The organism is Gemmatimonadales bacterium (assembly GCA_041390145.1).
Taxonomy (GTDB): Bacteria; Gemmatimonadota; Gemmatimonadetes; order Gemmatimonadales; family GWC2-71-9; genus SPDF01.
On sequence record JAWKQM010000023.1, the window covers coordinates 1 to 12984 of the forward strand.

Annotated in this window: 14 protein-coding genes; 12 read left to right on the forward strand and 2 right to left on the reverse strand. The window is 67.7% G+C overall.

Annotation, left to right across the window (positions count from 1 at the left end):
- The 12 genes from R2910_13935 to R2910_13990 form a co-directional block, all read left to right on the forward strand.
- On the forward strand, positions 1-2629 hold a 2629-nt coding region (locus R2910_13935; protein ID MEZ4414080.1), incomplete at its 5' end, for a ferredoxin.
- A gap of 10 nt (positions 2630-2639) precedes the next feature.
- Complete coding sequence (gene rsxC / locus R2910_13940; protein ID MEZ4414081.1) at positions 2640-3965, forward strand: electron transport complex subunit RsxC; 1326 nt, start codon at positions 2640-2642, stop codon at positions 3963-3965.
- Positions 3962-4966, forward strand: coding sequence for an RnfABCDGE type electron transport complex subunit D (locus R2910_13945; GenBank protein ID MEZ4414082.1), 1005 nt, complete (start codon positions 3962-3964; stop codon positions 4964-4966). Before rsxC ends, R2910_13945 begins: the two co-directional genes overlap by 4 nt.
- Positions 4963-5634 carry an RnfABCDGE type electron transport complex subunit G gene (locus R2910_13950; GenBank protein MEZ4414083.1) on the forward strand — a complete coding sequence of 224 codons (672 nt, stop codon included), beginning with the start codon at positions 4963-4965 and terminating at the stop codon, positions 5632-5634. The genes R2910_13945 and R2910_13950 overlap by 4 nt, the downstream gene beginning before the upstream one ends.
- Positions 5631-6311 carry an electron transport complex subunit RsxE gene (gene rsxE / locus R2910_13955; GenBank protein MEZ4414084.1) on the forward strand — a complete coding sequence of 227 codons (681 nt, stop codon included), beginning with the start codon at positions 5631-5633 and terminating at the stop codon, positions 6309-6311. The genes R2910_13950 and rsxE overlap by 4 nt, the downstream gene beginning before the upstream one ends.
- Positions 6308-6886, forward strand: coding sequence for an Rnf-Nqr domain containing protein (locus R2910_13960; GenBank protein ID MEZ4414085.1), 579 nt, complete (start codon positions 6308-6310; stop codon positions 6884-6886). The genes rsxE and R2910_13960 overlap by 4 nt, the downstream gene beginning before the upstream one ends.
- A complete protein-coding gene (locus tag R2910_13965; GenBank protein MEZ4414086.1) occupies positions 6883-7032 on the forward strand; it encodes a hypothetical protein in 150 nt (49 codons plus the stop codon). Before R2910_13960 ends, R2910_13965 begins: the two co-directional genes overlap by 4 nt.
- Complete coding sequence (locus R2910_13970; GenBank protein MEZ4414087.1) at positions 7022-8014, forward strand: FAD:protein FMN transferase; 993 nt, start codon at positions 7022-7024, stop codon at positions 8012-8014. The genes R2910_13965 and R2910_13970 overlap by 11 nt, the downstream gene beginning before the upstream one ends.
- A 17-nt stretch (positions 8015-8031) precedes the next feature.
- Positions 8032-8385, forward strand: a complete 354-nt coding sequence (locus R2910_13975; protein MEZ4414088.1) for a hypothetical protein — start codon at positions 8032-8034, stop codon at positions 8383-8385.
- Positions 8386-8528: 143 nt separating this feature from the next.
- Entirely contained in the window at positions 8529-8885 is a 357-nt protein-coding gene (locus tag R2910_13980; GenBank protein MEZ4414089.1) for a hypothetical protein, read from the forward strand.
- 80 nt (positions 8886-8965) lie between these two features.
- Positions 8966-10039 carry a magnesium/cobalt transporter CorA gene (corA, locus tag R2910_13985; GenBank protein ID MEZ4414090.1) on the forward strand — a complete coding sequence of 358 codons (1074 nt, stop codon included), beginning with the start codon at positions 8966-8968 and terminating at the stop codon, positions 10037-10039.
- Positions 10036-10920: a mechanosensitive ion channel family protein gene (locus tag R2910_13990; GenBank protein ID MEZ4414091.1), complete on the forward strand. Its 885-nt coding sequence runs from the start codon at positions 10036-10038 to the stop codon at positions 10918-10920. The genes corA and R2910_13990 overlap by 4 nt, the downstream gene beginning before the upstream one ends.
- A 2-nt stretch (positions 10921-10922) precedes the next feature.
- Here the strand turns inward: R2910_13990 and R2910_13995 are convergent, their stop codons facing one another.
- Together R2910_13995 and R2910_14000 are read right to left on the reverse strand one after the other, a co-directional pair.
- Complete coding sequence (locus R2910_13995; GenBank protein MEZ4414092.1) at positions 10923-12467, reverse strand: M20/M25/M40 family metallo-hydrolase; 1545 nt, start codon at positions 12465-12467, stop codon at positions 10923-10925.
- Between the two features lie 86 nt (positions 12468-12553).
- Positions 12554-12984, reverse strand: a 431-nt coding sequence (locus R2910_14000; protein ID MEZ4414093.1) for a DUF4136 domain-containing protein, incomplete at its 5' end; no start/stop codon positions are given.

The window sequence follows — 12984 nt, forward strand, 5'->3', positions numbered from 1 at the left end:
TGAGGATATCCTGAACGCCGTGGTCACTGCGGCGGCCAATGGGAACCGACTGGAGCGGATGCGCCCGATCGTGAAGCCGTGGGCTCGCGAGGTACAACGGCTGCTGGCCAAGGAGCCGGAACTCGCGGTCTCTGCCGCGTTCGCCAAGGGCTACGCGTCCGTAGCGGACAAGATGGGCTGGGACGCCGACCGCCGCGCGGCCACCGACGGCGAGGCGGGAATCGTTCAGCAGCGGCTGGCGGAATTCCCGATCGCGCGCACCCGGCCATTCTTCGATGCCGTGGAAGGCAAGACGAAGGGGACCGGCGGCCTGTTGTCGGTCACCGTCAATCCTGAAGCGTGCAAGGGGTGCAACCTCTGCGTGGATGTCTGCCCCGACGGCGCGCTGGTCACCATCCGCCAGGACGACGACTCGTTGGCGCTCCTGCGCCGCAATTGGGAAGTGTGGCAGGAGCTCCCGGACACCGACGACCGGTTTGTCAACGTCTCCGACGTCGATGAAGGAATTGGTGTCCTCTCCTCGCTCCTGCTCAAGAAGGCCACCTACCGCTCGATGGTTGGGGGCGACGGCGCCTGCATGGGGTGCGGCGAGAAGACGGCCGTCCACCTCATCGTCTCGTCCATCTTCGCCTCGATGCAGCCGCGGGTGAAGGAACATCTCGTCCACCTCGACGAGCTGATCACGGCCCTGGACGGGATGGCCCGGGAACTCCTCGCCTCAGGCGCCGACCTCGAGGCCGCCGCCAAGGGGAGCGGCGCCGCCGCGGTCCCAGTCGATGCGGCCAAGCGGGAGCAGCTCGCCCGCCTCACCAAGACCATCGCCGAACTGCGCGACCTGCAATGGCGTTACCAGGCCGGCCCAAGCGGCGTCGGCCGTGCACCCATGGGAATGGCCAACAGCACCGGCTGCTCTTCGGTCTGGGGCAGCACCTATCCCTACAACCCGTACCCGTTCCCCTGGGTGAACCACCTCTTCCAGGATGCGCCGTCGATCGCCATCGGTCTCTTCGAGGCGCAGATGCGGAAGATGGCCGACAACGTGGCGCTGGTCCGCCGTGCGGAGCTCCTCCGCGACGGCTCCTACGACCCGGGCATGCACGATGAATTGCTGTCGTCACTTACCTGGACCGATTTCGACGATGACGAGTTTGCGCTCTGCCCGCCGATCCTCGCCATGGGCGGCGACGGGGCGATGCTCGACATCGGGTTCCAGAACCTCTCGCGCCTGCTTGCCTCCGGCAAGCCAATCCGGGTGGTGGTACTCGACACCCAGGTGTACTCGAACACCGGCGGGCAGGCCTGTACGTCGGGCTTCACCGGCCAGGTGGCCGACATGTCCGGCTTCGGCAAGGCACAGCACGGCAAGAAAGAGGTCCGGAAGGAACTGGCGCTGCTCGGCATCGCGCACCGCGGTGTGTATGTTCACCAGAGCTCGCAGGCGGCCGCCTCCCACCTCATCGGCGGCGTCCTGCGGGGATTGCACAAGCGGCGCCCGGTGCTGATCAACGTCTACACGCCCTGCCCGGTCGAACATGGCCTGGCCGACGACTGGTCGCAGCACGCGGCGCGCCTGGCGCTCGAGAGCCGGGCGTTCCCCTTCCTCACCTTCGACCCCGACGCCGGCCCGACCTACGCCGACCAGCTCTCACTCGACGGCAATCCGGCCGTCGACGACCTCTGGCCGACCTACACCCTGCGGTTCCTCGACGACTCCGGGTCGGAGGAAGCGCTGGAACTGCCGGTGACCATCGCGGACTGGGCCGCGACCGAGGCGCGCTTCAAGCAGCACTTCAAGGAGGTGCCGGCGAGCGAGTGGAACGAGGAGATGCGTCCCTTCCACGAGTTCTTCATTCTGTCCGCCGAAGAGCGGGAGGGCCTGACCCCGTACATCCTGGCCCTCACCAAGGAGCGGAAGCTCCGCCGGCTGCGGGTGTCGAAGGAGATCGTACAGCTGGCGGAGGAGCGGCAGATGTTCTGGTCGCAGCTCCGGCAGATTGCCGGGCTCGAGGTGGCGCCGGCCGTGCGAGACCTGGTGGCTGCGTCCCTCGAGGAAGAGTTCGAGTCACGCAGCGCCGCCTTGCGGGCCGAATACGAGCAGAAGCTGACCGACCTCCGCGCCAGCTACCCGGCGCAGATGGCCCGGCAGCTCGCCACGGCACTGCTCTCGAAGGCCGGCGGGTCGGCCGCGGTGGCGGAGTTCCTGGCGGAGCTCCCGGCTGCGACGATGCCGGCCAACGGCAACGCAGTCGCAACGGCACCAGCGGCACCAGCGCCAGCGACGAAGGCACCCGCGCCCGCTGCCGTACCGCCCGCCGCGGCTCCCGCCGCCGTGGCGCCGGCACCGACACCGGCCGCTGAGGTGGAAGAGGACGAGGGCATGGTCCTCGAGGCGTATATCGACTCCGCCCGGTGCACCAGCTGTGACGAATGCACCAACATCAGCAAGAAGCTGTTCGCCTACAACGCCGACAAGCAGGCCTATATCAAGGACGCGGCGGCGGGGACATTCAAGCAACTGGTGACCGCGGCCGAACGGTGCCCGGTGTCCATCATCCACCCGGGCACCCCGCTCAACCCGAAGGAGAAGGACCTCGACAAGTGGATTGCGCGCGCGGCAAAGTTCAACTGAGCGTCCGTTGATGCGCTCACCAGGATTCCGGCACGGCGTCCACCCTCCCGAGGCAAAGGAGCTGACTCATCAGCTCCCGATCCGTCGGATGCCGTACCCCGACGAGATCGTGCTTCCGCTGCGCCAGCATGCCGGAAAGCCGGCCAAGCTCTGCGTGCAGGTGGGCGACCACGTCGAGCGGGGCGACCCGGTCGGACTGGCCGACGGCTGGGTGTCCGTCCCCATCCACTCGTCGGCGGCCGGCCGGGTGACCGACATCGGCATGTGGCCCCATCCCGACGGCACCATGGCCACCGCCGTACGGATCGCGGTGGACCGGTACGCCGCACAAGTCCCGCGGCCCCGGATGGTGCCGCATTGGGAGGGGCTGTCGACCGATGACGTGGTGCGCGCGGTGCAGGACGCGGGCGTCGTTGGGCTTGGCGGGGCCGCCTTCCCCACGCATGTGAAGCTGGCTCCGCCGGCTGATTTTCCGGTCCATACGCTCATCATCAACGGCGCCGAGTGCGAGCCGTACCTGACGTCCGACCACCGGACCATGGCGGAGTACCCGGCGCGGGTCATGTTCGGGATCCGGGTGATGATGCACACCATGAAGGTGAGCAAGTGCGTGGTGGGGGTGGAGCGGAACAAGCCCGACGCGATCGACGCGCTGCGCGGCGCACTTCCCGCCGACCTCGACATCACGATCCTGCCGCTGACCGTGAAGTATCCGCAGGGCGCCGAGAAGATGCTGATCCAGGCAGTCACCGGGGTTGAAGTTCCGTCCGGCAAGCTGCCGGTGACGGTCGGCGTGGTGGTGCAGAACGTCGGGTCGGTCGCCGCGATTGCGGAGGTGTTCGAAACCGGACTCCCGCTGATCGAGCGAATCGTGACCGTCTCGGGGCACGGCCTGCTGCGGCCGGCCAACCTCATCGTGCCGGTGGGCACCAAGCTGCGGGACCTGCTGGACTATTGTGGCGGGCTGGCGCCCGACGCCGCGGAAGTGATCATCGGCGGGCCGATGATGGGGCAAGCCCAGGCCAACCTCGACGCCCCGGTCCTGAAGGGCACGACGGGCGTGGTGGTGCTGCAGCGGCACGAGACCCGTCTCGAGAAGGTGTACCCCTGCATCCACTGCGGACGCTGCCTCGACGCCTGCCCCGTCTTCCTCAATCCCTCGCTCCTGGGGGACCTGGCCCGGGTCAGCCGGTATGACGACATGACCGACGCCCACCTGGCGGACTGCATGCTCTGCGGCTCCTGCTCCTACGTGTGCCCCTCCAACATTCCGCTCTCGCAACTCTTCCAGGCGAGCAAGGTCGCGCTCCGGCGCGCCGCCGCGGGGGCGGCATGAACGCGCCTCGTCAACCCGGCCTGGTCATCACGGCGTCGCCGCATGTGCGATCGCAGGATTCGACGCCGGTCATCATGTGGAACGTTGTGGGGACGCTGGTGCCGGTCATCGGGGCGGCGGCGTGGTACTTCGGCATCAGCGCGCTGCTGGTGATTTCGGCCGCTGCACTCGGCGCCCTGGTGACCGAACGGCTGTTTGGCCGGGGCGGTTCGCTCGCCGACGGATCGGCGGTCATCACCGGCCTCCTCCTTGGACTTACCCTGCCCGCCGGGATGCCGCTCTGGATGGCCGCCCTTGGCGGGGCATTCGGGATCGGCTTCGGGAAGATCGTCTGGGGCGGCCTCGGGCAGAACGTCTTCAACCCCGCCCTGGTGGGCCGCGCCTTTCTGCAGGCGGCGTTCCCCGTCGCCATCACCACCTGGCCCACCGGCGGCGGGTCGTTCTGGACCCTGCGGGGCGACCTCTTCGCGCTGCCATTCATGCATCCCGTCACCGACGCCATCACATCCGCCACGCCGCTCGGGCTGCTCAAGTTCGAGGGCAAGGGCACCGACCTCGCGCACCTGGTCATGGGAAACACCGGCGGATCGCTGGGTGAGACTGCCGCCATCGTGATCCTGGCCTGCGGCGCCTATCTGGCCTTCCGCGGGTACCTCAACTGGCGGATTCCCGTCAGCATCTTCCTGACCGTCGCCGCGCTCAGCACCGTGATCCACCTCGTGGACGCGCAGCGCCCCGACGCCCTCTTCATGCTCTTCTCCGGCGGCCTGATGCTCGGCGCGGTGTACATGGCGACCGACATGGTCACGTCGCCGGTCACCAACCGCGGTCGCTGGGTGTTCGGCGCCGGGGTCGGTGCACTGGTGGTAGTGATCCGGCTATGGGGCGGCCTGCCCGAGGGCGTCATGTACGCGATCCTGTTCATGAACGCGCTGGTGCCGTTCATCAATCGCGCCACACAGCCCCGGGTATTCGGCACCGCGCGCAGGGAGGCGGCATGACCATGCCGCACTCACACGGCGCCCCTGCCACCGCCACTCCACGTGCCAGCACCCCGGCGTGGCGCCTGGTGGCCACGCTGGCCGTGGCCGGCGCCATGTCCGGCCTGCTGGTCTCCTCGGTGTACCAGTGGACCCTCCCCGCCATCGAGCAGCATGCGGCGGAGCGGGAGAAGGCGGCGGTGTACGAAGTCCTCGGCGCACCGGCGCGGTGGGACACGCTCTACCTGGTGGATGACGCGCTGACCCGGACCGCCCCCGCCACGAAGGGGGTCGCGCGCACGCCTCGCGCCTTCGTTGGCTTCGATACCGACGGGAAGGAACTGGGGGTGGCCATCACCGGCACCGAGCCCGGCTTCCAGGACAACGTGACCATCATGATCGGGTTCCGGCCGGCCACCGGCGAGCTCATCGGCTTCCGCGTACTGGAGCAGAAGGAAACGCCGGGCCTGGGCGACAAGATCGAGAGCGACACGGCGTTCACCAGCCAGTTTGCCGGACGGATGCCCCCGTTGCGTGGGGTGAAGGGCGCCACCAGCGGCGGGAAGGACGAAGTCCAGACCATTACGGGCGCCACGATCTCCTCGCGCGCGGTGGTGCGGATCATCAACAACGCCATCGCCAGGTGGAGCCCGCTCCTCGCCGCCTGGGAAGAGGGAGGTGCCCAGTGACCGACGGCGCGCCCGCCACCCCCGCCAGTCCGCCGGAATTCGTTCCCGGCGCCCCACCCCCGGCCGCGTTCAGCGCGGACGTGTGGCGGGGCATCGGGCGGGAAAACCCCGTGCTGATCCAGATGCTGGGGCTCTGTCCGTCCATGGCCGTCACCAACACCCTGGCCAACGGCCTCGCGATGGGCGCGGCCACGCTCCTGGTGCTCGTGGGCTCGGAGGTGTTCGTCTCGCTGTTCCGCAAGGTGATCCCAGGTGAGGTTCGCATCACCTCCTACGTCCTGATCATCGCCACCTTCGTGACCGTCGTGGACCTGCTGCTGGCCGCCACCTTTCCGGATATCAGCAAGGCGCTGGGCCCGTTCATGCCGCTGATCGTCGTCAACTGCATCGTCCTGGGGCGCGCCGAGGCATTTGCGGCGAAGGTCCGGCCGGTGCGCGCCCTGGCCGACGGCATCGGCATGGGCCTGGGCTTCACCCTGACGCTCGTCGTCATCAGCGGCATCCGCGAACTGCTCGGCCGCGGGTCGCTCCTGAACGTCAACGTCTTTGGCCCGCACTTCGAGCCCTGGGTGTTCATGGTGATGCCGCCGGGCGGGTTCCTGACCCTTGGCATCCTCATGCTCGGCCTGGCCTGGTTCGCAGAGGCGCGCCGGCGGCGCGCGAAGGCGGTCGCATGAGCAACCTCGCATGGATCTTCGTCTCGACGCTGCTGGTCAGCAACTTCACCCTGGCGATGTTCCTGGGGCTCTGCCCCTTCTTCGGGGTCACCTCGAAGATCGACACCGCCTGGCGGCTGGGAGCGGCGAACACCTTTGTGATGCTGCTGACCGCGCTCGGGGCCTGGACCCTCAACACCTACGTGCTCACCCAGGTGCCGTTCCTCCGCACCATCGCGTTCATCGTGGTCATCGCCTCGGGCGTCCAGATCGTGGAGATGGCGATCAAGAAGTTCTCGCCCACGCTGTTCCGGCAGCTGGGCATTTTCCTCCCGCTGATCACCACCAACTGCGCGATCCTCGGCCTGGCGCTCTTCCAGACCGCCCGTCAGTACACCCTGGCCGAGTCGATCGTGTTCGCGCTCGGCGGCGGCGCCGGGCTGACGCTGGCCCTCTCACTCATGGCGTCGATCCGGGAGCGCATGGACGTGGCCGACGTGCCGGTCGTGGCCCGGGGCATGGGTCTGGTGCTGGTGGTGGCCTCCGTGCTGTCGATGGCGTTCATGGGATTCGCCGGCATGGGGAGCGCACCATGAGCATCACTGTCATCGCCGTCGCGCTCTGCGCCGGGATGTTCGTCCTGTTTGGCCTCCTGCCGCACCGCGGCTGCGATGGACACTGCAGCGGATGTGGCCGCTCCTGCGAGCGGTATGACCACGAAGGAGACACCGATGTCGGATGACCTCTTCCGGCGGCGCCCCACCCGGCGCGAATTCCTCGCGATCGGCGGCGGCGTGTTCGTCGCCCTCTCGCTCCCGCTCGCCCTCCGGCGGCGTGTGCAGCTGTTCCGGCGATCCTTCCCCGTCATGGGGACCATCGCCGAGGTACAGGTGGCGCACCCGGACCCGCGGCTGGCGGAGGCGGCCATCGATGCCGCCATGGCGGAGCTCCAGCGGGTGGAACGGGTCATGACCCGGTTCCGGCCCGACTCGGACATCGGACGGGTGAACGCCGGCGCGGCGGTCGAGGGAGTCACCGTGTCAGCGGAGACCGCCTTCGTCATCCAGTCGGCACTGGCCTGGTCCTCCGTGAGTGACGGCGCCTTTGACCCCGCGCTGGGGTCGGCATCGGCCCTGTGGGATGTCCTGCACCGTGAGGAACCACCGGCGGACAAGTCGGTGGCCCGGCTGGCCTCGCGCGGACTGTGGCGGAAGGTGGATCTCTCGCGGGCAGGCGGGACGCACCAGGTGCGGTTCAACGACCCCGACGTCCAGCTCGATCTGGGCGGGATTGCCAAGGGGTACGGCATCGACCGGTCGGTGGCAGCCCTGCGCAATCTGGGCGTGCAGCACGCTATCGTGACGGTCGGTGGGGACCTCTACGCCCTGGGCAACGCCCCCGACGGGGCCCCCTGGGAGGTCGGCATTCGCGACCCGCACCAGCTCGACCGACTGGCCGGCCGGCTCGCCGTGACCGACCGCGCCGTGACCACGTCCGGGGACTACGAGCGGTACTTCACCTGGCACGGCGTGCGGTACCACCACCTGATCGACCCCCGCACCGCGGCGCCCCGCCGATCCGCAATCCATAGCGTCACGGTGCAGGGAGAGAACGCCATGCATGCCGATGCCGCCGGCACGGCCGTGTTCGGTATGCCGGCCGATGCGGCGCTCCGTGTGGCCCGGCGGGTTCTCACCGACGCTGAGGTTACCCCGCTTACCTGAGTTGGCCTGGAGGAGTTATGAAGAGCCAGAACCTGTTCTGCAGCGCGTGCGACCGGCCGGTCCGGGTGCTCATCACGGACGAGCCGACCAGCGAAGGTCAGGCGGAGGTGACTGACGCGGAAATGATCTGCCTCGAGATCGGTGCCCAGTGCACCGGTCATCTCTGTCCGCTCGGCGCGGCGGAGCCGGGGGCCATGGTGCGGCGCATCGTCCGCAACGGCATCCCGCTCGACACCCTGCAGACCGTCAAGGCCGACTGCCCCTTCTGCTTCAGCCAGACGGAGATGATCCTCTACGGCGACGGCAAGGCGGGCTGCTCGGCGTGCGGCGCCGATGGTCGCTGGGTGGTCGATCACATCGAGCCGGCCTGACACAGCGGGTCTGACGCCTCGCCCTGATTGAACGCGCTGCACACGGCAGATGTGCAGCGCCTGCCCCGCCCGTCGTCCCCCATCCAGCATGTCATGAGACCGCCCGTTCCGGGCACCTCCCCCTTTACCTGTGCGGAGCGGGCGTGAATCGACCGATGCGAGCGGCGGTCAGTGTGCTCCTCCTGTCCGGGTGTGTCTCTTGGGAAACCACCGAGATTGCCAGCCCGGACAAGGTCCCGGCAAACAGGGTGATCACGGTCTGGACCCGCAGCGGTTCCATGCGGTGGAAATCGGTCCAGGTGACCCCGGACAGCCTCAGTGGCGTCCCAACCACCGCGTCGCGCAGTTGCGGCACCTGCCGTGTCTCCATTCCCATCTCCGCGGTGGATTCGACCAAGTCGCAGTCGTCCAATGCCCTTCCCGTCGTACTGGCCACGGCACCGTTCGTGTTCCTGATCGTCTCGCTGATGAGCTACGACTCAGGCCCCACCACCTACTGAATCCCCTCTGGACGCCGGTCCGGTATACTATTGGGTGACAGTTCCATCCCACCCGCCGAACTGATGGAGGTGCAGAGGCGATGTTCCGCAAACAACACCCCCCACCAGGTTCACGACCCGGCACCCTGGCCATCCCGCCCGACTCACCCCCGCCCCGGATACATGTCTACCAGTACACGGCCGAGGAGCTGCTCGAGCGGCCGATCGGGAAGGTGGAGGAGCTGGTACCCTTCGCGAGGAGCGACAAGACCACGTGGGTGGATGTTCGCGGCCTTGGGGACGAGGCGGTGCTCCGTCGGATTGCCGAGCTGTTCAACATCGACGGACTTTCGCTCGAGGACGCGGTCAACCTGCCCCAGCGGGCCAAGTCCGAGGCACGCGACCAGCATCAGGTGATCATCGCCCGCCTGCCGATCCTGACGGAGGACGGCGGCGTGGATACCCCGCAGGTGTGCCTGCTTCTCGGCAAGCGGCACCTGGTCTCCTTCCAGGAAACCGCCCTCGGCGCCTTCGAGCCGGTGCGGGAGCGCCTCCGGTCCGGCATCGGGCCCATCCGGGCCCTCGGCCCCGACTACCTGGCCTATGCCCTGATCGACACCCTGATCGACCGCTACTATCCGCCCGCCGAGCAGTTGTCGCATGAACTCGAGGACCTCGAGGACGAGATCTCCGAGCGCGACAACCCTGAGGCGATCGCTCGCCTGCACGACATCCGCCGGCAGCTCGTGATCCTCCGCCGGGTGGGCTGGCCCCAGCGGGAGGCAATCACCAGCCTGATCCGGGACCAGACCCCGTTCGTGACCGACGAGGTACGGGCCTACCTGCGCGACACCCAGGATCACATCGCGCAAATCGTGGAACTCATCGACTCCTGCCGTGAAATGACGGTGAGCCTGATGGACATCCACCTCTCGGCGCTCAGCCAGCGCACCAACGAAGTCATGAAGGTGCTGACGATCGTCGCCAGCATCTTCATCCCGCTGACATTCATTGCGGGCATTTATGGGATGAATTTCGAGTACATGCCGGAACTGCACCGACAGCACGCCTACCCGATGGTGATTGCGACCATGGCGGTCGTGGCTGCCCTGATGCTGGGCTACTTCTGGCACCGGGGCTGGATCGGGGGCCGCAAACGAGAGGACCGCAAATGAACGAGTTGCTCAAGTGGGCCGATCCCGAGCAGATCTCCAACATGGTGGTGGTCTTCGTCCCGAAACTGGTCGCCGCGATCCTCGTCTTCCTGCTGTTCTGGGTGGGACTCCGGCTTACCCAGCGGCCCATCCGGGCGGGACTCCAGCGCGCGGGCTTCGCGGACGCGCTGATCCGGCTGATCGTGGACAGCCTCTACAAGGGCGCCGTGCTGCTCCTCGGCCTCGTGATGGCCGCGAGCCAGCTGGGCATCAACGTTGGGGCGGCGCTGACCGGGATCGGGGTGGTGGGCGTGGCGGTGGGGTTTGCGGCCCAGGAGACGCTCGCGAACATGATCGCGGGATTCCTGATCTTCTGGGACCATCCCTTCAAGATCGGCGACTACATCACCGCCCATGGGCTCTATGGCGAAGTCACCGCCATCACCATGCGGACCACCCGCATTCGCACGATGGAGAACACCTACGTGGTCATCCCCAACAGCCAGATCATCGGCGACGTCCTGGTGAACCACTCCATGTATGGGGAGACGCGGGTCAACGTCCCGATCGGGATTGCCTACAAGGAGCAGATCGTCCAGGCCCGGGAGGTCCTGCTCTCGGCCGTGGCGGGGCTGGAGGGAGTCATGGCGGACCCTGCCCCGACGGTGGTGGTGTCGGAGCTCGACAGCTCGAGCGTCAACCTCCTGGTCCGGGTGTGGATCGACGACGCCTGCGATGAGCGCCCTGTCTTCCACCGCGTGATGGAGGCGTCGAAGGTGGCCCTCGACCGCGCCGGCATTGAGATCCCGTTCCCGCACCTCCAGCTCTTCGTGGACGACGTCCGGGAGAAGGTCTGGGCGGATGCGGCACGGTTTCCGGGGGTCGGGACGAGCCGGGAGTAGTCCTACCTCGCGGCCTTCCGCGGCACCTTCGTCGGCGCCATGGCGGCATTGTAGGCGTAGGCCGCCATGACCACGGCGTTCTTCATGAGGTCCTGGGCCTGGATGGTGTCGTAGAAGTCCAGGTTGGTGTGGCCGCCGGTTCCGGGAATGTTGTCCTGCAGGAACTGGAAGCCCGGCAGCCCCACCTCGTCGAACGACACGTGGTCGGTGCTGCCGACGCTCTGATTGGACACTACCACCATCCCGAAGTCCCGGAACGGCTCCATCCAGGCGCTGAGCATGGCCCGCGCCGCCTCGTTGCCCTGCAGGTAGATGCCGAGATACTGCCCCGCCCCGTAGTCCTGGTTGAAATACACCGACAACTTCTCGTAGGCCGGCTTGACCCCGACGGTGGAGTCCCGCGGGTCGCCGAAGTGCTCCCGGACATACGCGCGCGACCCCCACAGCCCCTCCTCCTCGCCGCTCCAGAGCGCGAACCGGATGGTCCGGCGCGGCCGGGCGCCGACCGCCTTCAGGATGCGCGCGGCTTCCAGCACCACGGCAGAGCCGGAGGTGTTGTCGCTGGCGTTCGGGCTCGCGTGCCAGGTGTCGAAATGCGCGCCGATCATCACGACCTCGTCCTTGAGGTCGGTGCCCTGGATTTCACCCGTGATATTCACCGCCTGCTCGACCACGTCGCCGATCCGGTTGCGTACGTCGATCTGGACCGTCACCGGAATCCCCCGCTTGAGGATCCGGTACATCCGGTTGTAGTGCTCCGGGGTGATGGCAACGATGACGGGCCCCGCCAGCATGCCCGCCCGCGACCACCGGTCTCTCCACGCACCGGGACGCGAGAAGCCGCGCACCGCACCGAGCCAGCCGCTCTCCGACTGCATCACGGCGGCCACCCCCTCGGAAGCGAAGAAGGCCATCTTCTCCTCCGAGCTGAGGAGCTCTGGGTTGGGGGGCGGCCGGTTCGGAGCGGGGCGAACCGGGGCGATCACGGTGCGCTGCAGGGAGTCCAGGTTGGCCTGGCTCCGGCGCGGAACACCATTGGTCAGGGGCGCCAGGTCAATCGCGGCCGGCGGCGTCACCAAGACTGCCTTGCCCCTGAGCGTGCCGCGGTACTGGTCGAGGTCGCGCCGCAGCTGGAGCTCGACGATTTCCGCCTGCGCCACCTGGGGGCCGTCAGTGCCGCGGGTGTGGGCCAGCGGATAGCCGACCATCGGCTGGTAGTCGGGCTCGAGCATGTGGAGCGACACGAACTCGTTGTCCCACGTCACGCCGAAGTCCATGAACGGCTCGGGTGTCACGTTGGTCAGCCCGAGGCTCCGCATCTGCCCCAGGGCCCACTGCTGCGCCCGCTGCATGTCCCGCGAGAGGGTCAGGCGCGCGCCGAGGACGTCGGTCATGTAGCTCTCGAAGTTCATGACCTGGGAGTGCTGGAGCCCTTCGGTGCGAATCTTCGCCATCATCACCGAGTCGACGGGGGTGGGATCACCGGAGAATCCCGCGGTCAGGAGCAGCAGGAGGGCGGTGGCGGCGGGGCGGAATCGGAACGGCATCGGATCTCCTCGGCAATGTGAAAACGGGACCAGGCCTCAGCCTGATCCCGTCTCCAAAGGTACTGCCAAACTGCCGCGGCTGACGACTACTTCTTGGCGGCGCCCGGCGGGAAGTTCTTGAACATCTTGTCGACGGCCTTCTGCAGGTTCGCCTGGTTCTTGGCGGCGTCCGAGCTCGGGTTCATCTGCTTGGTGGCGGTGGACTGCCAGATCAGCTGCTTCATGGCCGGGTCGTAGAGGTCAACCACGAGGGTGCCGGTGTTGATGGTCTGGGGAGTCGTGGTCGACATGCCCCCGCCCATTCCGCCCCAGCCCCATCCACCCGCCATGCCCGGGCCGGTGCCAAAGGTGTTGTACTGGGTGGACTGCTGCACGCTGATCTGGTAGGCAACGTACATGCTCACGTCACCGCTGTCCTGCTTGACCATGCCCCGCATGCTGAGCACGGAGTCGATGGCCTGCCGGATCTGCAGGTCCATGAGCTGGTTCGGATACTTGGCGCCGGTGATGTCGACCC